18 protein-coding genes are annotated in these 21,155 nt (G+C 64.7%); 3 read left to right on the top strand and 15 right to left on the bottom strand.

The window, feature by feature from the left end; all coding sequences use genetic code 11:
• Positions 1 to 11: 11 nt before the first annotated feature.
• The 8 genes from ABFE16_08475 to infC form a co-directional block, all read right to left on the bottom strand.
• Positions 12 to 284, bottom strand: coding sequence for a PqqD family protein (locus tag ABFE16_08475; GenBank protein ID MEN6345331.1), 273 nt, complete (start codon positions 282 to 284; stop codon positions 12 to 14).
• A gap of 110 nt (positions 285 to 394) precedes the next feature.
• On the bottom strand, positions 395 to 952 hold the full coding sequence (locus tag ABFE16_08470; GenBank protein ID MEN6345330.1) for a hypothetical protein: 558 nt from the start codon (positions 950 to 952) through the stop codon (positions 395 to 397).
• Between the two features lie 34 nt (positions 953 to 986).
• Positions 987 to 3,107, bottom strand: a complete 2,121-nt coding sequence (gene pheT, locus ABFE16_08465; GenBank protein ID MEN6345329.1) for a phenylalanine--tRNA ligase subunit beta — start codon at positions 3,105 to 3,107, stop codon at positions 987 to 989.
• Between the two features lie 94 nt (positions 3,108 to 3,201).
• Entirely contained in the window at positions 3,202 to 4,221 is a 1,020-nt protein-coding gene (gene pheS, locus ABFE16_08460) for a phenylalanine--tRNA ligase subunit alpha (GenBank protein ID MEN6345328.1), read from the bottom strand.
• 426 nt (positions 4,222 to 4,647) lie between these two features.
• Positions 4,648 to 5,433, bottom strand: coding sequence for an RNA methyltransferase (locus ABFE16_08455; GenBank protein MEN6345327.1), 786 nt, complete (start codon positions 5,431 to 5,433; stop codon positions 4,648 to 4,650).
• Positions 5,434 to 5,480: 47 nt separating this feature from the next.
• Entirely contained in the window at positions 5,481 to 5,840 is a 360-nt protein-coding gene (gene rplT / locus ABFE16_08450) for a 50S ribosomal protein L20 (protein MEN6345326.1), read from the bottom strand.
• Positions 5,841 to 5,962: 122 nt separating this feature from the next.
• Positions 5,963 to 6,184: a 50S ribosomal protein L35 gene (rpmI, locus tag ABFE16_08445; GenBank protein MEN6345325.1), complete on the bottom strand. Its 222-nt coding sequence runs from the start codon at positions 6,182 to 6,184 to the stop codon at positions 5,963 to 5,965.
• 252 nt (positions 6,185 to 6,436) lie between these two features.
• A complete protein-coding gene (gene infC / locus ABFE16_08440) occupies positions 6,437 to 7,084 on the bottom strand; it encodes a translation initiation factor IF-3 (protein MEN6345324.1) in 648 nt (215 codons plus the stop codon).
• A gap of 190 nt (positions 7,085 to 7,274) precedes the next feature.
• Here infC and ABFE16_08435 point away from each other — a divergent pair, with 190 nt between their 5' ends.
• Positions 7,275 to 8,270 carry a Gfo/Idh/MocA family oxidoreductase gene (locus tag ABFE16_08435; protein ID MEN6345323.1) on the top strand — a complete coding sequence of 332 codons (996 nt, stop codon included), beginning with the start codon at positions 7,275 to 7,277 and terminating at the stop codon, positions 8,268 to 8,270.
• A gap of 109 nt (positions 8,271 to 8,379) precedes the next feature.
• Here ABFE16_08435 and ABFE16_08430 read toward each other — a convergent pair whose 3' ends face one another.
• Together ABFE16_08430 and ABFE16_08425 are read right to left on the bottom strand one after the other, a co-directional pair.
• A complete protein-coding gene (locus ABFE16_08430) occupies positions 8,380 to 9,648 on the bottom strand; it encodes a glycosyltransferase (protein ID MEN6345322.1) in 1,269 nt (422 codons plus the stop codon).
• Between the two features lie 15 nt (positions 9,649 to 9,663).
• Entirely contained in the window at positions 9,664 to 10,413 is a 750-nt protein-coding gene (locus ABFE16_08425; GenBank protein MEN6345321.1) for a M48 family metalloprotease, read from the bottom strand.
• Positions 10,414 to 10,541: 128 nt separating this feature from the next.
• Here ABFE16_08425 and ABFE16_08420 point away from each other — a divergent pair, with 128 nt between their 5' ends.
• The gene (locus tag ABFE16_08420; protein MEN6345320.1) at positions 10,542 to 11,852 is read left to right on the top strand and encodes a tetratricopeptide repeat protein; all 1,311 of its coding nucleotides are present in this window, start codon (positions 10,542 to 10,544) and stop codon (positions 11,850 to 11,852) included.
• Between the two features lie 29 nt (positions 11,853 to 11,881).
• Here the strand turns inward: ABFE16_08420 and ABFE16_08415 are convergent, their stop codons facing one another.
• The gene (locus tag ABFE16_08415; protein MEN6345319.1) at positions 11,882 to 16,663 is read right to left on the bottom strand and encodes a PAS domain S-box protein; all 4,782 of its coding nucleotides are present in this window, start codon (positions 16,661 to 16,663) and stop codon (positions 11,882 to 11,884) included.
• A gap of 242 nt (positions 16,664 to 16,905) precedes the next feature.
• On the opposite strand from ABFE16_08415, the gene ald reads away from it, so the two are divergent.
• Entirely contained in the window at positions 16,906 to 17,997 is a 1,092-nt protein-coding gene (gene ald / locus ABFE16_08410; GenBank protein MEN6345318.1) for an alanine dehydrogenase, read from the top strand.
• Here ald and ABFE16_08405 read toward each other — a convergent pair.
• The 4 genes from ABFE16_08405 to ABFE16_08390 all read right to left on the bottom strand — a co-directional run bounded on the left by ABFE16_08405 (position 17,994) and on the right by ABFE16_08390 (position 21,019).
• On the bottom strand, positions 17,994 to 18,938 hold the full coding sequence (locus ABFE16_08405; protein MEN6345317.1) for an RluA family pseudouridine synthase: 945 nt from the start codon (positions 18,936 to 18,938) through the stop codon (positions 17,994 to 17,996). The genes ald and ABFE16_08405 overlap by 4 nt on opposite strands.
• Positions 18,939 to 18,945: 7 nt before the next feature.
• Entirely contained in the window at positions 18,946 to 20,004 is a 1,059-nt protein-coding gene (gene lgt / locus ABFE16_08400; GenBank protein ID MEN6345316.1) for a prolipoprotein diacylglyceryl transferase, read from the bottom strand.
• Between the two features lie 125 nt (positions 20,005 to 20,129).
• Positions 20,130 to 20,642 (bottom strand): signal peptidase II, encoded by a 513-nt coding sequence (gene lspA, locus ABFE16_08395; protein ID MEN6345315.1) that lies wholly within the window; start codon positions 20,640 to 20,642, stop codon positions 20,130 to 20,132.
• Complete coding sequence (locus ABFE16_08390; GenBank protein ID MEN6345314.1) at positions 20,642 to 21,019, bottom strand: TraR/DksA C4-type zinc finger protein; 378 nt, start codon at positions 21,017 to 21,019, stop codon at positions 20,642 to 20,644. The genes lspA and ABFE16_08390 overlap by 1 nt, the downstream gene beginning before the upstream one ends.
• Between the last annotated feature and the right edge of the window lie 136 nt (positions 21,020 to 21,155).

The following is a 21,155-nucleotide window of genomic DNA, read 5'->3' as shown; positions in this document are numbered from 1 at the left end:
GAGGTTTCACCTCACTCCTCGACGATCGCTCCGAGGAGCCGCATGCGGTCGAGGAAACTCGCAACGTCTTGTGCGATCTGCTGCGTCGGTGCGTCAAACTCCTGACCCAGGATAGCTACCATCTGCTCCGCGGTCTGCCCGTCACCGACCAGCTCCCAAATCCGCGCCCCGACCTCGTTGAGGACGTAGACGGCGCCCATCTCTGCAACAGACTGGCGCACGGGGACCAGAACACATTCCTCGTTCACCTTGCGCGAGACGTAGAGCGGGTTCTGCCTGAGCATATCCGGGGCTCCGCGATGGGTATCGGTCCTGGCCAGGACGGCCATGGGCAAAAGAACAGCCCGCCCGGCAAGCAAAACGAGCAGGCTTCGTGGACGACGTGCGACAGTTGTCAGCGACGAGTGGGCGCCGGCGGCGTCCACTCCGAGGCCTTCAGCTCATGTGTCTGGTCGCGGCTGCCCCACAGGTACCGCCACAGAACCTTGACGGGCTTGTCGGTCCGCGGGAGCTTCACGATCTCGTAGGCGCGAGAGAAGCCCGAACTCAGGGGCCACTCGCCGCTGAGTGACTCCTTCACCCTGACCTCCATCACATCCTCCCTCTCCACGAACTTCAGCACGTAGACTGTGAGCGTGCCGGGACCTTCGGAACCGATCGACCCATGGGCGACGAAGATCATGCTCTTGTCAAAGTTGATGACTGGTGGCTCGGCGGCTCCCCAGACCTTCTTCCATGCGGCCTCGCTCTTCACGAGGAAGGCCTTGGGCGGCTCAGCTTCCCGAGACTGCAGGCATTCCGGATACTTCGCGTCCAGATTGTCCGCTTCGACGTGCAGAACCGTCGGCGGCGTCTGCGCAAAGTGCGAGCAGCCGCCCAGAAGGGCGACCCCGAGGACAAGCCCCGGCAAAGTCTGGCACAGGCGCCGCGACTCCAGCCCACGACGACTCACAACATGGCCTCCTCTGGACCCGCACTCAGGCCGTCTAGGCAGTCCGGACTTCTGCCCCCAGGGTCTCGGCCAGGTGTTGCGCCACGCAGTTCATAGCGCCATCGAGTTCCTCGTCGGTGAGCGTGCGGTCGGCGGCCCGGAAGGTCAGGCGGAAGGCCACAGACTTCCGGCCGGCACCCAGACGCTCAGCGTCGGTGTACAGGTCGAAGGCAACGACCTTCCACAGGTACTCCCCTGCAGCCTTACGGACCGCAGCCTCCAGCGCGGCGGCGGTGTGGGCCTCATCGTCAGTCACCACGAGGGCGATGTCGCGCAGGGCGGCCGGGAAACGCGGCAAGGGATCATAGACGCGGAAGGCTGCTGCACCTTCCAGCAGCGTGTCCAGGTCCAGCTCGAACAGGTAGGTGTTCGCCGGAAGGTCGTACGCCTCCTGCACCTGCCTCACGACCTCGCCCAGGACGCCAGCAGGCTTGCCCTCGACCGTAACCTGGGCGCACCGGCCCGGATGGAAAGCCGGGTGCGCATCGCGTACGTACTCAACACCGCTCACGTTCATTGCGTCGCAGACCTGCTCCACGATCCCCTTGAGCCAGTAGAAGTCGACTTCGGCGCCCGAGAGGTTCCAGTCAGAAGTGAAGGGCACACCTGTCACCAGCCCCGCGACCCTTACTCGCTCCTGAGGTAGCTCCCGCTCGCCCTGAGGTATGAACACCCGGTCCAGGTCATAGAGCGCCACGTCCAGAACCCGCTGGCGGACGTTGACGGAGCAGGCGTTGAGCAGGCCGGGAATCAGCGAGGTGCGCAGGTGGGACATGTCGGAGGCGACCGGCATGAGCAGCTTCAGCGCCGTGCGCTCGGGGGCGTCTTCGGCAAAGCCACAGCGGTCGAGGTCGGCCATGCCCATGAAGGAGAAGCTGATTGTCTCGTTGAGACCACACTGCCGCATCAGGTCGCGAAGTCGTCGCTCAGCCTTCTGCCGGGCCGTGAGCACACCGCTCTCAAGCAGATTGCCCGGGACCGTCATCGGAATGTTGTTGTAGCCGTGGACGATCGCGACCTCCTCGATGAGGTCGATCTCGCGCTCGACATCCCAACGGAAGGTCGGCACGCGAACCGAGAGTCTGCCGTCGTCGCCGGGGCCGTCGACGCTCATCCCCAGCCTCTCGAGGTAGTCGGACATCTTCTCGGCAGTCAGCTCCGTGCCCAGAATCTGGTTGCAGCGCTGGGGACGCAGTTGCACCGTGCTGGCCGTGAAGTCGCCGTCACGGACATCGATGGCCGTAGCATCGGGCGTTCCGCCCGCGAGTTGCAGCATCAGCGTGGTGGCTCGTGCCAGGGCCGGGAGCGTCATGTTCGGGTCGACGAACCGCTCGAACCGATAGGAGGCCTCGGTGCTCAGGCCATAACGCTGGGCCGACCGACGCAGGCTGGTTGGGTCGAAGTGGGCCGACTCGAGGAGCACCATCTTGGTGCGCTCGTTGACTTCGGTCTCGCTGCCGCCCATCACTCCGGCGATGCCCACTGGCCCCATCTCGTCGCAGATCATCAGGTCTTGGTCGACGAGGTTGGCGGTGCTGCCGTCGATGAGTTTGAGAGCCTCGCCTTCATGTGCGCGCCGCACGATGATGTGGTTGCGGGCAACGAGGCGCAGGTCGAAGGCGTGCATGGGCTGGCCGAGTTCCCAGCACACGTAGTTGGTGACATCGACGATGTTGCTGACCGACCGGATCCCGGCGGCCTCAAGACGGTAGCGGAGCCAGTCCGGCGAGGGCCCGGTCTTCAGGTCGCGGATCGCCAGGGCCGAGTACCGCGGGCAGCCCTTCAGGTCCTGTACTTCGATCTTGACGTCACCGGCCTCGACCAGGGGCGCGCCGGCAAGAGGTGCGGTGATCTCCGGCCGACCGAGGTCCGGCAAAGCCCACTCGCAGCCCAGCAACGCAGCGGCTTGCCGGGCCACTCCGATCATCGAGAGCAGGTCGCCTCGGTTCGCCGTGATCTTGGTAACCAGCACCTTGTCGGTGGCCTTGCCATCTTCGGAGGTCCAGTCCCGTATCTCCTCAACCTCGAGCCCGCCCATGGTGAGCACTTCGGCGAGTTCCTCAGGGACGATCTCGGATCTGAGGTAGTCTGTGAGCCAGCTATAGGGTATGCGCATAGTCTCGCGATCCTCTCGCGGCGACGCCCAAGCGGGCACGTCTCCGCCGGGTATGAAAGCTCAGGTGGAACTTGTGCTGCAGCGCGATTGGGCCCTAGAACTGGCCCAGAAAACGCATGTCGCCACTGTACAGCAGGCGGATGTCGTCGATGCCGTGCCGCAGCATGGTGATGCGCTCGATGCCGAACCCGAAGGCGTAGCCCGTGTATCGGTCGGGATCATAGCCGACGTTCGCGAGGACGTTCGGGTCGACCATACCGCAGCCGCCGACCTCCAGCCAACCGGTGTGGGAGCAGACACGGCAGCCCTCGCCGCCGCAGATGGTGCAGCTCAGTGCGAACTCGGCGCTGGGCTCCGTGAAGGGGAAGAAGTCAGGGCGGAAACGCACCCGGCAGCGCTCACCGTACATCCCATGGGCAAAGGCCTCCAGGGTTCCCCGCAGGTCGGCCATGGTGACACCCTCATCCACCAGCAGCCCCTCGGTTTGGTAGAAGGTGTGACAGTGCGTGGCGTCCACGGTATCGCGACGGAAGCACCGGCCGGGGACGATGACGCGTACCGGCGGCTCGTGAGACTGCATATAGCGAATCTGCACAGTCGACGTCTGGCTGCGCATCATGACGTTGTCGTTGATGTAGAAGGTCATCTGCTCATCCATCGCGGGGTGGTCGTCGGGGTAGTTGAGGGCCTCCCAACTGTAGTAGTGATTCTCCACCTCTGGCCCTTCTGCCACCCGGAAGCCCAGGCCCAGGAAGATCGAGACGACATCGTCGAGGGTCGCCAGCAAGGGGTGCTTGCGGCCGATGCGCGGCGTGCGGCCAGGGAGCGTGACGTCCAGAGTCTCCTCCCTCTGGGCTACCTGCTCGCGCTCCGCAGTCAGGGCCGCTTTGCGGCCTGCGATCGCCTCTTCCAAGGCGCTCTGAACCTCGTTGCACAACCGGCCGACCACCTTGCGCTGGTCGTCGGCCAGCTTGCCGATGGACTGACGGATCTCGCGAAGGCTGCCTTTCCGGCCCAGATAGCGGGCACGGGTCTCCACGAGTTCCTGCTCGGTCTTGGCGGCCTGCAGTGCAGCAATCGCCTCTTCCTGCAGCTTCTGCAGGGTCTCTTTCATAGGTACCTCTCCCTCGGCTTATGGCCGGTGAACAGCCCATACCGGCCGTCGGGTAATGGCAAAGCTCTTGCCCCCATCGCGGCCTCCGGGCGATACGGGGCAAAGGTGGCCATCGCGCCGGAGCACCAAAAAAGCCTCCGAACTCGTCCCAAGGGACGAAAGCCGGAGGCTCTCGCTATACCACCCTAGTCTAGCAACTGGGGCCCCGGGTAACGGTGGAGCAAACCGGCGCAGCCTACGCAGACCAGTCCCCGACCTCAGGATCGGTCCTTCAGCTTGCAGTTCGGGAGTGAACTTCGACGGTGCGCCAGTCAGGAAGGCTCTCAGCCGGTGGCCTTCCCGCTCTGTGACCTCGCACTTCCGTCTACTTTTCTCCGTCGGAACCGTTGAGTATTCGGTTGGCGTCGACAGACCTCGGGCCTTGCCTCAGTCGCGGCCTCGCGACGCCTCATAGAGCACTATCGCCGCTGCGGCCGCTGCATTGAGGCTCTCCGCCCGTCCGCGCATAGGAATTCTAACCTGCAAGCCTGCGTCTTGCAAGACCTCGTCCGGTAGGCCATGCGCCTCGTTGCCGATCACCAGGGCAAGTCGAGAGGGGAGAGGCGACCGGCCAAGCTCCAGGGTCGCCTCGAGACTCGTGGCAGCCAGGACGACTTCGTGGTTCTCAGCCCAGCCCTTGATCTGCCGCCAGGTGGCCTCAACCACTGGCAGGTGGAAGAGGGAGCCCGCAGTCGACCGCACCACCTTTGGCTCGTACTGGTCGACGCAGTTACCGCACAGGATCACGGCCTGCGCACCGAGGGCATCGGCCGTGCGGATCATCGTCCCCAGGTTACCGGGGTCCCGCACTTCATGCAGCACGAGGAAGACAGCGGCCCCCTCCGGGCGTATCGCATTGAGGGACGAAGCCCGGATCTGCAGGACGGCAGCGATTCCCTGAGGTGAGCGAGCGTCGCTGAGTGCCGCAAAGGCGCGCTCACTCATCTCGTGGACGGTGAGGCCCGCCTCCTGCGCAGCGTCCACCAGTTCCTGGCCTGTCCCATCGCCCAGCGGGGGACACCAGGCGATCCACTCGATGCCGGGCGCATAGGCGAGGGCTTCGGCCACTACCGAAGGGCCCTCAGCAAGAAACAGCCCGGCCAACTCACGACCTTTGCTGTCGTGGAGCGACCGGGCTGTCTTCACCAGTTGGTTGTGTGGGCTCTCAATCATGGCAGCCAACCTGTGCGGCAGGGCCGCCGAGCCTCGCGGACGAAGCCTTAGGCGCTCAGAGCCGACTTGACCCTGGCGACGACCGCGGAGAAGGCCTTAGGATCGTCGTAGGCCAGGTAGGCAAGGATCTTGCGGTTCAGGCCGATGTTGGCCTTCTTCAGTCCGTAGGCGAACTTGCTGTAGCTGAGGCCCTCGGCACGCACCGCAGCGTTGATGCGGGCGATCCACAGACCACGGATCTTCCGCTTGAGGACGCGGCGATCCCGGTACGCGTAGTTGCGGGCCTTCATGAGAGTCTCTTTGGCGGTCTTGTACAGTGTGCGGCGGCCACCGACGAAGCCCTTGGCAGCGCGCAGAACCTTGTTGCGGCGCCGGCGGGCGACGAAACCTCGTTTCACTCTTGGCATCTTGGCTCTCCCTTTCTGATTGGCAAACCGGATGGTTGTGGCGTACGGCTTTGGGGTGACGAAGTGGGTCCTGCTTGGCCCTGGTCCTCTGTGGCCCGGGCCTCAGCAGCGCGACGATGGCCCTACTTGTGCTTCTTGAAGTAGGGGATCATCCGCTTGACTTGCTTCGCGTCGCCCTCCTCCAGTTGGCCGCCCAGACGAAGAGCGCGCTTGATGCGACGCGAGCTTCTCGACAGTGGCGTGTTGGAGCTCTGCTGTGACTTCTTGTACATCACGACGCCGTTGGCGGAGAACTTGAAGCGCTTCGCTGCCGCCTTCTTGGTCTTCATCTTGTTCTTTGCCACGTCTCTCTCTCCTTGAGCCTACGCGACGCCGAGGATGCAGAGTGCAGAGCCCGGGTCGGCAGGCAGTGCGGCCTTCCACTGCCGCACGTTTTGTGGGTCGGGGCACCCCGCTACAGCGCGGTCACCCTATCTGCCATCATGCACGGGGCATGGTGGCAAGTCTCTTGGCCTGGCTCCGATCCGAAGACCGCGACAGGCGACAAAACGGCCCGGGCAACCTGCCCGGGCTGTAACGGGCGTGCTGGGTTGCTGCTAGCTCTTCTGACCCTCGACTTCCTCTACGTCCTGACCGACCTCAACATCCTCCGCATCGTCAGGCGGGAGCTCTTCGAGGACTTCGCCCTTGGCCTCGGCTTCTGCCTGAGCGGTCTTCGCCTTGGCGAGAACCTCGGGCAGGGGCTCGAGCTGCATGACCATCCGGCGCCCCTCCATGCGAGGGTAGTTCTCGACGCTCGCGAGGTCCTTGCAGCCCTCGATGAACAGCTTGAGCTGCTGCTCACCGATCTCCTTATGCCGGAGTTCGGGACCGCGGAAGATGACAGTAAACCGGACCTTGTGACCCCGCACGAGGAACTTGCGGGCGTTGCGCATCTTGTAGTTGATGTCGTGATCGTCGGTGTTCGGACGACAGCGCAGCATCTTGATCTCGGTCTGCTTTGACTTCCGCTGGGCTTCCTTGGCTTTCTTGCGCTGTTCGTACCGGAACTTACCGTAGTCCATGATCCGGCACACAGGCGGAGTCGCGTTGGGGGCGACCTCGATGAGGTCCAGTTCCCGATCCGCCGCGGCCCGCCGAGCCTGATCGACGGTCATGATTCCGAGCTGCTCACCTGTCGGATCGATTACCCGCACTTCCTTGGCTCGGATCCGCTCATTAACCCGATAGGACTTAACGTCGATACGACCTCACCCTCTCAGAATGCGCGCCAAAAGCACGGTGAACCGGCGTGTTCGGGCGGTTGCAGGATAGCAAATGCCCCGTGGACTGTCAAGGCATCGGCACTGTTCGCCATCCTGGGCGGAGGGGGAAGACGCCCCCAGGGGGAACTCTCCATCACGAGTCAGGCTACACACGAAAGGAGCCTTCCTTATGTCACTGCGTGTTGCGATCGCGGGTCTCAAGGGGCACTACGGCGTCGCTCTACAAGGCCTAGAGCAGCTTCCGGAGGCCCGGCTGGTCGCGGCCTCCGATGATGATCCCGAGAAGCTCGCCGGCGTCCCCAAGTACCAGCGCGCCGATGAGAGCACCCATGTCTATGCCGACTGGCGCGAGATGCTTGATAAGGAGCAGATCGACATCCTCGTTGAGAACGGGGTGGACAGTGAGCGCCACCAGGTTGTGCTGGCTGCGGCCGACCGCAAGATACACTGCCTGACCGAAAAGCCCCTGGCAAACAGCCTGCCGGACCTGGCCGATATCCGCCGGGCACTGCGCCGCAGTGGTATCCATCTGTCCATGCTGTTGACGATGCGCTTCGAGCCGCAGTACCGGCTCCTGCGCAGTGTCGTCGAGAGCGGCGAGATCGGTGAGGTCTGCCTGGCCACTGCCCAGAAGTCCTACCGTCTCGGCGTGCGCCCGGAGTGGCAGAAGCAGAAGGCCACCTACAGCGGCATCATCCCCTTCATCGGGATCCACGCACTGGATCTGATCCGCTGGTGCACCGGCCGGGAGTTCACCGAAGTCTACGCCTGCTGTGCCAACGTTGGACATCCAGAGATGGGCGACTTCGAGGACGAGGGCCACGTAGTGGCGAAGCTAGATAACGGTGCGTCTGCCTCCGCACGTCTCGATTACTGCCGTCCTGCGGCGGCTCCCACCCATGGTGACGACCGCCTGCGAGTGGCCGGCAGCAAGGGTGTGGTGGAGTCCCTGTGGTGCGGCAAGCAAGTCACCCTCATAGCGCAGGATCAGGCGCCACAGGAACTGGAGTTGCCTGCCGTTGGCGAGAACCAGTTCGTGAACTTCGTGCGCTCGATCAGGGGTGAGTGCGCCTGTGATGTTCCAGCCGAGGACTGCCTGCGCATGACTGAGGTGGTTCTCAAGGCGAGGGCGTCCGCCCGTCGTGGCATCCCGTACCCGGTCTGAGTAGGGCGTCGTGCTGGTTGTGCCTGTGACGGGGAGAGGGGGCACAAGCCCCTGCCCTCCCCGTCCTGGTGACTGCGTGAGGGGCGTCAGCATCCTGAAGGTCTGTGGGTCAGTCACTGGCCGGTGGCGTGGCGAGGATCTGTTCGTAGACGTCCAACGTCCCCTGTGCCATGTTAGCGACTGAGTAGCGTGCCAGAACCCGGTCGGTGTCGGAGGTGGCCTCCTTGGCCCTGTCGCGGCGATCCAGGCCTGGCCGATCCAGGTCGTACTCGTCCTGCGAGGCAAGCACCTCACTGAGGCCCCAGACCATCCCGGTGCCGACCTTGATATCCTCCTCATCGACACTGAACTGCTCGAGTTGGTGAAGCATCGCATCGGCGAAGGCACGGTGGTCCGAGAGCTGCACGAGGGGGACCCCCTGGACGCCCTCAAGGACCTCGCGCAGGCCTGGCAAGTCGGCGGCCACGATGCGCAGATCGCGCGACAGCGCCTCGAGGGCGTGCTGGACACCCCAGGGGCCTTCGGTCAGCGCCACGAAGACGTTGCAGCAACTGGCGATCTCTCGTGCGTCGGCGCGTGCCCCGAGGAAGACCGCACTGCCCGAGAGCCGAAGCTCGTGAGCAAGGGTCTTCAGCTCTTCCATGCGTGGGCCATCACCAAGAATTGCGAACTCGACATTGGGAATCTTCTCGCTCAGTAGTGCGGCAGAGCGAAGGAAGTCCTCCATTGGCACACCGGGTCGGAGATGCGCACGGACGGCTACAATGGCAGCGTCCTGATGCAGTCCCACGCGGAGTCGCTTCTGGCCGGTGTCGAAGAGCGAGCTCTTCTGCCGGGGCTCAACGCCCGGGACCACCACATGAAGGCGCTGGTCGGTGCCCGCGGGAGCCAGCGCCAGGAGTTCCGAGCGCTCCGCCTCCGAACCCGCGATGATAGCCTTGCAGACCGACAGCACCCGACGGTAGGCGTGGCGCCGCACCAGGCGTTCCCACTTTGGCTGGCTTGCGTAGTAGGGCACACCGTGGGGAGCCACCACGATCGGGACTGCGGGCCTGACGTTTCGCAGGGCCAGCCACGCCGTGAAGGCCGCCTGGAAACCGTGGGCATGCACCACGTCGGGTTGGACGGCTCGCAGGAATCGACCCAAGTGCTCGGCCGCCTTCCGTTGGCTGTGCCAGGCCATGTTCTCGGGGAGTGGCACGTTGGCCCACCGGACGTCACGGCGCGAGAGCTCCTCGCGGAACCGTCGGTCGAGCGGCCCTGCCACGATTGTCTGCACGTGGCGTGCGACCAGCGCCTCTGTCAGCGTGGTGACGTGGCGCTGTAGCTCCGCTTCGGCGGGCCGGGCGATGTGGATGATGCACAAAGGGTCGGCCATGCTCGGGCTGCTCGCTTAGGGCTTGTAGTACTTGCCACGGTACCCGTACTTGGCGCAGAGGCTCTTGATCTGGTTGATGCGGGTGTTGTCACCCGGGTGGCTCATGAACAGCAGCTCGAGCTTGTTCGGGTCCTTGCCGCCACTGAGGGACTGGAAGACCTGAATCACGCCGATAGCTGCCGTCGGATCGTAGCCGGCCTTGGCAGCATACAGCAGGCCCTGATGGTCGGCCTGCAACTCCTTGTCACGGCCGTAGTCCTGGAACATCAGGCCGGAGATGAGCCCAGCGACCTGAGCAGCGCTGCCCTTGCCGAGGAGGGTCTGGGTGATCAGTTCCACGCCGACCTGATTCTCGATGCGCTTCGCAGCGTGTTGCAGGGCGATGTGGGACACCTCGTGCCCTAGAACCCAGGCTATCATGTCACGGTCCATGCTGGTCTTCTCGAGAAGCCCGCGGTAGACGTACACCGGTCCGCCAGGGAAGGCCACGGCATTCACATCCGTGGTGTCGATCACTTTGAACTTGTAGGGGTAGTCGGGAGGGGTAGCCGCTGCGGCCACACTGGCGCCGACGCCCGCAACGAAGCGGGCCAACGCGGCGTCTGCAGAGATCTTGTTGGTCTTCTCGAACTCGGCAGCTGCATCGGTACCGAGCTTCACTTCGTCGTCACGTGAGAACAGCCAGGTGCCACCATCCTTGCAGCCACTGAGCGTGAGGCAGACACAGACAACACAGAGCACCAACAGAGCAGACCCTTTCGGCATTGCCGTGACCCCTTTCTCGTGCTAATCTTTGAGCACACCGAAGTATGCCGCAGTTTGTGGAGCCGAGTCAAGCGACCGGGGAGGCCGATCGGCCCCCTGGCTTCCGCAGCGTCAGGAAGGTTGCCTGCATGGCATCGAAAGACCCTTCGGAGGGCAAGTCGAGGACCGAGGCAGAGGGATGGACGCCGGTCGAGGAGTCTGCCTCCGCATCGGCGGTCTCCCTTCGTCAGCGCCCCCGATGGCTCAATTCCCTGCGGGCTGCCCTGGGGCTCCGTGCTTTGCCCCCGATTGCGCGGCAGCCGTCACCACCCGAGGCAGCCGCGCCTGAGGTCGTGGAAGAGGATGACCCAGAGGCGCTCCAGCGTGCGAAGCCATATCTCGTGGCAGCAGGGGTATTCGTGCTCCTGGCCGTGGTGTGCTTCTGGGCCTACGGTCGGCTAGCCACCGGTCCCAGCCCCGCGGAAGCGGAGAGGGCCGGTGACCTGCTGCGCCAGGCCGTCGCGAAGCTGGAATCCGGCGATGCGTCCGGAATGCGCCAGTACCGCGACCAGGCGGTGGCGCGCTTCGGCAACGCCCCGGTGATCAGCTTCTTCGATGGCTATATCCTTGCCACCGAAGCGCGGTCCAAGCCGGAGTTGGCCCGGGACTTCCTGCAGCGCGCACAGGGCAAGCGCCTTCCGCTGGAGCAACTGTTGACCCTGGCCGGATACCGCGAGGCCACCGGGGACCAGAAGGAGTCCCTGCGGCTCCTGACTGAGGCCGTGCAACGTGTGCCGCGCAAGGTCTCGGTGCGACTGCTTCGTGTCGGTGCGCTTCATGCCTGCGGAGACTACCAGGCGGCCCTTGACGAGGCGAACGAGATCGAGCGCCTTGTCGGACCCTCCGTGGCGACCTTTGCTGCACGGGGGCATGCCTATCTAGCCCTCGATCGTCCTCGCGATGCTCAGAAGGAGTTCGAGAAGGGGCTGGTGTACGATCCGAACTCCTCGAAGCTGCGTATCGGCCTGACCGATGCCCTCACCCGGCAGGGGTCTCTGACGCGCGCCCTGGGTGAAGCCAACCTGGTATTGCGTTACGAGCCGGGCAATGCCGACGCCCATCTCGCGGTCGGGATACTGCACGAGGCGATCGGGGACCCCGCGGGAGCCGAGACCGCATACCGTGCCGCCCTCAAGGACGATCCCGGGCACTCCCGAGCGCTGAACAACCTTGCCTATCTGCTGGCTGTCGACAAGGGGAGACCTGCGGAGGCTCTGCCGCTTGCAGAAGAGGCCTATCGGCGCACGCCGAATTCGCCGGCGGTCATGGACACCCTGGGGTGGACTCAGCACCTGTTAGGGCACGATGACCAGGCAAGACCACTGGTGCAGAAGGCTGTAGCACTCGACCCAAAGGACGCAGCAGCCCGCGAACACCTGAAGGTACTTCAGGGGCAGTGAGGCCGCGCCACTGGTCCGAGGAGCAACCGTCAGGAAGTCGGCGTGGGGTCTGTCTCAGAGGGCTGAACAGTCGTACTGTCGGTGGCAGCCCGGGTTGAGCCCATCAGCTCGCCGAGAGCGCGGATCAGGTCTGGCAGGCTGAAGGGCTTGTGCAGGAAGCCGCGTGCCCCAAGTTGGGTGAGGTCTCCCTCAAGGCCCTGGTGTGGCATTCCTGTGATGAGCAAGACCGGCGGCGATCCGGGAAGAGACCTCGCGGCGGCCAGTACCTGACGCCCGCCACCTCCAGGCATGACGAGATCAGAGACGATGGCGTCAAAGTGCGCAGTCCCCAGGGCGGCGAGAGCCGAAAGAGTGTCGTGAGCAGTGACTACCTCGTACCCGTGCTGGGCAAGAACGCTGCGCACGATGTCGCGCACTTCGTCCTCATCCTCGGCCAGCAGTACGCGACCTCCGGTAGCGGTTGGCACCGAAGCCTTGTTCTCCCGGTCTTCCGTCCGGCGTGACTCAGGCCCGGCGTGCGCCCGCAGCCGTAGCGTGAACTCCGTCCCCTCACCAACCTGGCTTTGCACCGACAGTGTCCCACCATGCGCGCTGACAATGCTCTGGGAGATCGCTAGCCCCAGGCCGGCGCCGCTCGAGCCGGCCTGATCACCTCTGCGCTTGGTGGTGAAGAAGGGCTCGAAGATGCGGCTCATGATCTCCGGGTCGACGCCGGTGCCGGTGTCCGAGACGCGAGTGACCACCTCGCCTGTGCCGCCCTCATGCGGCACATACTCCGTGGAGACCGTCAGTGTGCCACCTCCGGGCATCGCCTGATAGGCGTTCATGATCAGGTTCAGGAAGACTTGCTCCATCTGTGAGGCGTCGGCCAGAACACGTTGGTTGCCCGACTGGTAGTGGCGCACCACCTGCACCTGGGCATTCTGCAGGTCTCGCGAAGCCATGCCTAGGGCTGCATCGATGGCGTGCTCAAGGTGAACGGGCTCCGGTCGCTGATCGCCAGGTCTGGCGAACCCCATCAGGTCACGACTGATTCGAACGCCCCGCTCGGTGGCCAGGAGGACTGTGTTGACTAGCTGCTCGTTTGCTGCAGGCGTCTCAAGCGCTTGCGCCAGTTGCGCTCGTCCGCTCATGGCGGCCAGGAGGTTGTTGAACTCGTGGGCCACACCCGCTGCAAGCTGGCCAATCATCGCCAGCCGCTGCGCCTCTTCTGCTCTCCGGCGCTCCGAGATGTCGCGGACAACACCTCGCCATCCCAGCAACTGGCCGTCGATCCCCAGGCTGGGTGCGACATGGATCTCGACAGGTACCGCCGGAGCGTCCGGGAGTGGCATGTCGGCGGCCAGGACCGAAGGCTCCCTGGTGACCGCAACACGTTCCAGTGTGGCTCGTAGCTCTGGGACGTCGGAGGGGTCAAAGACGTCGAAGATCACCACGCCTGTCTCGATGTCCTCGTGGCTCAGGCCCAGTGTCTCCATAGCCGCGCGATTGCCGTAGGTGACGTAGCCTTGGGAGTCGAGCTCGTAGACCATGTCCGGCAGCAGTTCGGCCATCTCGCGGAAGCGACGCTCGCTGCTCTCCAGCATACGCTCGGCACGTCGGCGCTCCGTGATGTCCACGAGCACTTCGGCCAGCCCAATCATCTCTCCGTCATGTCCCCTCAGCACCGCGGTCGATAGACTCAGGTCGAGGGCTTCGCCGGTCTTCGTGTGCCGCTGCACCTCGAGCCCCGCAAAGCTCTCGCCCCGGTGAGCCCGGGCGATGAGCCGATGGGCCTGACGCCGCTCTTCATCGTCGGTCCAGGGCACGTACTTGTCCACCACCTCCGCAGTCGTCCACCCAAACAGCTTCTCGGCAGCCGGGTTCCAGATCTTCACCCGCTCCTGGACGTCGAACACGACAATCGCCACGGGCGACGACTGCACCAGAGCCTCCAACTGCTCCCGTGTCTCGCGCAGGTTCTGCTCGTCGCGTCGCCGCTGTGTGATATCGTTCACCACCGCCAGTGTCGCTTGCTGCCCGGCCCACGAGGCCGTAAGACCGGCCTCGAACACGGTCCCGTTGCAGCGTCGGCCCTGGAGTTCACCGCGCCAGCTCTCACCCCGGCGAGCAGACGCCAGCGCTGTAGCTCCAGCCTCTTCCTGACTCCACAGCGAGACGAAGGGCTGACCGAGCAGGTCTGCCTCGTCGTACCCGAACATCACCACTGCCGCGCGGTTCGCGTAGCTGACCTTCCCCTCGGCGTCGGTGATCAGGATGCCGCTGGTGGCGGAGGACAGGGCGAAGTCCTTCAGTCTGAGGTCAGACAAGGCTCGGCGCTCTGCGGTCACGTTGGTCCAGAAGATGACCAGTTGCACCACAGCACCGGCTTCGGATACCACCGGGAACACCGTCGCTTGAAGCACAAGGTCCGAAGTAAGTGAACTGGCAAAGCGCGTACGGATAGCCTCGGCCTCGATCGCGGCCTCGGGCAACACCACTGTCTGGCCGGCGAGGCAGGGCTCGAGCTGTTCGCGCGTGCCAAGCCCGAGCGCGCCGGGGTCCCGCAGAGGATTGTAGTATCCTACGATCGATTCCGCTGACTCGAGCCCCAAGGTCTCCAGGAAGGCCGCATTCACGACTTCCGTGGTTCCGTCGGGGAGGCACACCATCACCGGGAAGGGGCTCTGCTGGAACAGGTGGCGGAAACGGGCCTCACTGTCACGCAGGGCACCGGCAGCGCGACGTTCCTCCTGGGCAGCATCGATGGCGTAGATCGCCAGTGAGAGGTCATCAGCCACCTCTTTGAGCAGGGAGCGCTCCTCCTCGCTGTCCGCCACCTCCGCAGGCACGCTGACAGCCAGAGTGCCATAGGTCGTGCCCGCATGGGCAAGCCGCACCAGGAAGTGGGCGCCCTCGGACATATCCCCGGCCAGTGGGCAGCCCGTGCAGGAGGTATCCCGCGCAGTGCGCGTCAGCACTCCGGTCTGCGCTCTCGCCGCGGGCGCACAGGGAGGAAGGTCCCGGGTGCCCAGAGCTTGCCTGCAGAGCGCATCGAAGTTGCCCTCGAAACCCGCGTGGTACACTTCCTCAGTGCGGTCTGAGGGCCCCACGAGCTGAACCCAGACTGCCTTGTAGCCTCGGGTCTCCACCAGCAACTCACAGGCGCGGGCAAGCAGCAAGTCGCGGTCTCGCTCGTGGGTGATGAGCTGGTTCACGTTGCGGATCGCCCGCAGAACCCGGTTCACATGGGTCAGGCGATCCTGTGCCACCTTCGCCTCGGTGATGTCGGAGATGAACCCTTCCAGGGCCACGAGTTCGCCGGTGTCGGAGCGCACGGGACGGCCGCTCTCAGAGACCCACTTCTCCTGCCCCTGCGCCGTCCGGATCCGGTAGACGAGATGGAAGGCTCGGTTTTCTGTTACCCCCTGCTGAACGCCTTTCCAGACGATCTCGCGGTCCTCCGGGTGGATCAGTTCGCCGTAGCTCGTCGAGACGTTGCCGATCAGGTCCGAAGCGCTGTAGCCGGTCAGCTCAAGGCAGCCTTCGCTGATGAACTGCATCGTCCAGTGGCTGTCGTTCAGACAGCGGTAGGCCATGCCCGGCAGGTCGCCCATGAGGGTCGCCAGGGCCCGTCGGCTTTCGCGCAGGGCCTCAGAGTCCTGCCTGCGCTGCGTGACATCAATGCCCGTGGCCAGGGCGTAGGGCTGAGCATCCTCCTGGTGCACCATCACCCGGCCATGCCACTCCACGAGAAGCTCGCGCCCATCCTTGGTGAGCAGCGGCGACTCACTCGCTGTGCGGTCACGCAACCCGGCGAACGCGCCGTCCAGGGCTCGGAACTCCGCTCGTGCGGCCTCGGGCACGAAGGTGGTGAGGTAGTCCTTGCCGAGAACCTCCTCCTCCGCGTAGCCCGTCGCACCGAGCATCGCCTTGTTGGCCAGTACGATCTTGCCCTCGTTGTCCGTGGCAACCACGAGGGCCGGTGTCTCCTCGAGCAAGTCTCGGGCGAAGTCGCGTTGGTGCTCGAGCTCTTCCTGCACTCGCTTCTGTCGGCCGATGTCGGCAACCACGCCGTAGGCCCCGACGAATCGCCCTGCAGCGTCTTGCACTGGGCATGCCTGCACGGCGGTATGGACGACCTCACCGTCGGGCCGCAGCCACACGAGTTCGTAGGAGCCTCGCTCTCCCCTGGAGCGTCTATCCCACTGCTGTTCGAAATCGGCGCGACTCTCCGGCGTCAGGAATTCCGTCACCCGCTGCCCGACGATCACGTTGGCAGGACGACCCAGGATGTTGCACATCGGGGCGCTGACGTAGGTGAAGGTGCCCTCAGAGTCGAGCATCGCCAGGCCGCTGTCCATGGTGTTCACGAGCCGGCCAAAGCGTTCCTCGCTCTCGCGCACTGCCCTCTCACTGGCTCGTTGGTGGGTTATGTCGGTGCCGACGTAGACCATGAGGGGCGGAACGCCCTCGCGCGGCGGACAGACGACATGGCGCCAACTGAAGAGGCGACGCTGGCCGTCACGGGAGGTGAGCGGGCACTCGGCCTGGGCGGGCGCTCTGCTGGCCCAGGTCGCATGGAACGCCTCTCGCATCTCCTCCATCCATGGCGAAGGGACCATTGCGTCCCAGTCATCGAGGCCGATGATCTCCGCCGCCGAGTAGCCCGTCACCTGGCAGAACTCGTCGTTGGCGTAGACGACCTCGCCCTCCTCATTGAGAACGACGATGGCCGCAGGGGCGAACTGCAAGAAGTCCGCCAGGCTTCCTGCCAGGTATGACGGGAAGAGAGGAGAGTCGGTTGTGTGTTCGTCCGGGGGCAATGCCATCCCCGGGTTCACTCCTTGCGATAGGGGCCACCCGCGCGCCCTCCTCATTCCAACCACAGACCGAGGCATACCGGGAGGCGCCCTGGGGGCTATCTGACCTCCACAATCTTAACGCACGGTTGCCAATTCATCAAGTAGCCTTCACAGAGCCAGCGGCCCACGCTACTATTGTCCAGGGCAAGACCAGTCAGCCCGCCTTGCCGGCACCGTCGCCCTACACCTGAACCACCGGAGGCACTTCGATGCACGTCGCAGTTCCCAAAGAGATCAAGGACGGGGAGAACCGAGTTGCCATGGCTCCTGCCGGTGTTCACCTCCTGACCAGCGGCGGCCACGTTGTCCTGGTTGAGCGTGACGCGGGCGAAGGCAGCGGCATCGGTGACGAAGACTACAGGGAGGCGGGGGCACGGATCGTCTCGGTCGAGGAAGCCTGGGCCGAGGCCGATCTGGTGGTCAAGGTGAAGGAGCCGCTGCCGGTGGAGTACCCACGACTCCGGCCCGGGCTGACGCTATTCACCTACCTGCACCTGGCCTCGAGCCTTGAGCTGACGCGGGCGCTGCAGGAGTCCGGGATCACGGCTGTGGGCTATGAGACGGTCCAGACGGCCGACGGGCAATTGCCGCTCCTCACACCCATGAGTGAGATTGCCGGGAGACTGGGCACGCAGATGGGGGCTCACTGCCTGACGGCTCACCAGGGTGGTCGTGGGGTCCTTCTTGGCGGCACTCCAGGCGTACCTCCGGCCGACGTGGTGGTTGTCGGCTGTGGAACCGTGGGTCTCAATGCCGCCAGGATGGCCCTCGGCATGGGCGCTCAGGTCACCATCATCGACCTCAACCACGCGCGGCTCAAGCACCTGGATGACCTCGTCAGCGGCAGAGCGGTCACATGGTACTCCACGCCCTACAACATCGCGCGGGCCGTGCGCTATGCCGATCTGGTGATCGGCGCCGTCCTCATCCCCGGAGCCCGTGCGCCGCAGGTGGTCACCGAGGAAATGGTGGCAAGCATGGTCAAAGGCTCCGTCCTGGTGGACATAGCGATCGACCAGGGCGGCTGTATCGAGACCATCCGGCCTACGACCCACTCACAGCCGACCTACACCATGCATGGCGTACTGCACTATGCGGTGCCGAATATCCCGGCTGCTGTGCCACGTACTGCGACCTTCGCGCTGACCAATGCGACCTTACCCTATGTGGCAGCCATCGCCAATCTGGGGCTGGACGGTGCTTGCGAGGCCGACCCATCACTCAGGTGGGGGATCAATGTCAGAGGGGGGGAGATAGTGCACCCGGCCGTTCGTGAGGCTTGTGCGGACGCTGGGGGCTAACAGCCTTCTGCGTCGCCGATGGTCACGAACCGGGCGAAGGCCTCAGGCAGCGGCGCCTCGACCCCCATGGCGTGGCCGGAGACGGGATGGAGGAACTCCAGCCTCCGTGAGTGTAGCGCCTGCCCGGGGAAGGCCCCGTCGGTTGCCGTCCGGGTCGCCCGTGCTCCCCGGTAGACGCGCTCGCCAACCAGCGGGTGACCGATCCACTCGAAGTGCACGCGGATCTGGTGGGTCCTGCCAGTCTCCAGACGGGCCTCCACGAGGCTGACCGACTCGCCTTCGACCAGCAGAATCTGCAGTCTTCGGTAGTGCGTGACGGCCTCCTTCCCCCGCGGGCAGACGGTCATACGCGTCTTGTCACCACGGGCCCGGGCCAGCGTCGCCTGGATGACACCCTCGGCAGGCGTCACGACTCCCCACACCAGCGCCCAGTAGGTCCGCCGTAGCTGTCTCGCTTCCATCTGCCGGCGGAGTCCGTGGTGTGCCTGGGGCGTCTTGGCAGCAAGCAGGGCCCCGGAGGTGTCGCGGTCCAGGCGGTGTACGAGAGATGGGCGTGCCTCGGGCCCCAGGTGCCCCATGAGGGCGTTCAGCAGTGTCCCGGTAGGCGTTCCTCGAGCCGGATGGACGGCCATGCCTGCCGGCTTGTTGAGGGCGATGATCACGTCGTCCTCGAAGAGGATGTCCAGAGGCGTGGCCTCAGCCGCCACGTCGGTGTGTGGGGCGCGGAGAGTGACGGAGATCATCGTCCCGGCCGGCGGACGGTCGGAGGACTGCCCGGGGCGGCCCTCCACCAGGCACAGGCCTTCACGAATCAGCCGCTGGGCCTGCGCGCGTGTGAGGTCCGGCACCAGTGCGGCCAGCAACTGATCCAGCCGTCTCCCGTGGCCCTCTCGAGGAACAACCCCGGCCCACCTTCGCTCAGGTTCCTGGGGTGAGAGCATCTGTGCGTCACTTGCGCTTTCCCGCCGCAGACTTGCTGCTCACGGAGGTTGCGCGGGAAGTGTGGGGAAGCTCCGAAGGCTTCGGGGTGCCGAGTAGGGCGGAGGCCGTCAGCGGGTTCTCGGAAGGCATCCGCTGGAGGATTGCGAACCACACCAGGCCTGCCAGGGCGATGGCGATGCAGGCGACCTGCCCCACGGTCAGGACGGGTAGCCAGGAGGAGGGCTCGGCCGTAGCACCCCGGCGAGTCGCCTCCATGAAGAAACGCATGAACGAATACAGCACCAGGTACACGGGGAACAGCTGCCCCGGGCGGTGCATACGCGGCCACAGTCTCGTGAGGATGAAGAAGAGTATGACGCTGCCGATCGCGGAGTAGATCTGGGTCGGATGCACAGGCATCGGGAAACGCGCTGCGTTCTCTGGGAAGACGACGCCCCAGGGCAGGTTGGTCGGCCCGCCATGGCAGCAGCCGTTCAGGAAGCAGCCGATGCGAGTGAGCGCATAGCCAAGTGTGACTGCGGGCGTGCAGATGTCTGCGAGCACCGCGAACCTGACCTTGCGCCAGCGACAGAAGATCACAGTGGCCACGACGGCGCCTAGGAGTCCCCCGTGAAAGGACAGCCCACCACGCCACACATCAAGAACCGTGCTGGGCGCAGCGGCGTAGTCTTGGTACATCGTGAGGACGAAAATGACGCGTGCTCCCACGATCGCCAGGACCAAGTCCAGGAGCGTCATGTCGATGATCATTGGGAGGGTCAGACCGCGTTGGGGGCCGACCTTATACGCGTAGATGATGCCGGCCACGAAGCCACACAGCAGCATCACGCCGTACGACTTGATCTCCACGGGTGCGAGCCGGTTGATAGCCAGGAGTAGCAGATAGGAGACAAGGGCCACTGCTGCGGAAGTGAAGACGTACCAGCGCCCATCGATGGGCGCTGGTTCCTCATCGAGAAGACGCTCGAGCTTGCGCCAGAGGAATACAACGATGACGAGCACCGCGGCAAGGCCGAAGACGGCCGGCCATCCCCAGGGCCCGAGAGACACGAGAACTGAACGCATAGCGATGCAAGCCTATCTGGCTGGTGCCAAGGGCAGTGAATGTGAGCTGAAGAAGGGTGGACGGGACCGAGGTGCCCGGCTCTGCCAGGCCCTGGGATGAGATTGCGGATCGGCAGAGTCCTGCCTTAGAAGCCGTCGCCGGGGTCTGCTGCCTCTTGCACTCGGCTATCGAGGAGCAGACACAGGAATAGCAGCGCGGCGCCGCAGGTGATGCCGATATCGGCAACGTTGAACACAGGCCACACATGGAAGTCAATGAAGTCGACCACGTGGCCCAGCAAAACCCGGTCAAGCAGGTTGCCCAGGGCGCCGCCGAGCACCAAGCCGAAGGACCACAACACTGGTCGGTTCGCTCCGGCAACTCTGGGCCCCACTATCGCCAGGGCACAGATGACCGATACCCCGATTACCGCCAGCAGGATGGCGTTCCCCTGGAGAATGCCGAAGGCGCCGCCTGTATTGGTGCGGCGCGTCAGGCTCAGATAGGGGCCGAGAACCGGTATCGAGTCACCGACGCTCATTCTGGATACGATGAGCGCCTTTGTCAGCTGATCGACCGCCACCGTCACCACGGCAGGACCGAACAGATGTGCACGACTGACCCAGGCGCTCCCGGTTTTCGGCGTGTCGTCACTCATCAGCTCGACAGGCGCGCGCGACAGGCCGTGCACATCGTGGCCGCAGGCATGATCTCGAGTCGCGCCTTGGGGATCTCCTTGCCGCAGGAATCACAGACCCCGTAGGAGCCCGCGTCGATCTTCTTGAGCGCATTCTCCACATTGTCCAGCATGCCGCGCAGGCTTTCGCCGATAGCCATCGACTGGGAGCGCTCGAGTGTCTCCTGCGCGGCATCTCCCCCGGGCTCGTCGAAGTCCTCGCTGGCCACGTCCGAGTTCAGCCGGTCACGGCCCGCCGTGCGGTCGTCGATGCGCTGCAGTTCGGCCCGCAGTTTGGTGCGCTCTTCCTCCAGACGTTCCTTGAACTTTGTCATGTCCAGGTTCCGCGTTCGGGGCACAGCACTGTCCTCCTGTGATGAGGCTGTTCTTGATGGTCGGCCGCGAAGCCTCCGCGAACGAACGCCCTGGGACGCCGGGCGCTACGTTCCGAGTGTGTTACCCCTCAGAGCCTGGAACCGGCCCATCCCGACCCAC

Source organism: Armatimonadia bacterium (genome assembly GCA_039679385.1).
Lineage (GTDB): Bacteria > Armatimonadota > Zipacnadia > Zipacnadales > JABUFB01 > JAJFTQ01.
This window is presented reverse-complemented; position numbering and strand designations above follow the sequence as displayed.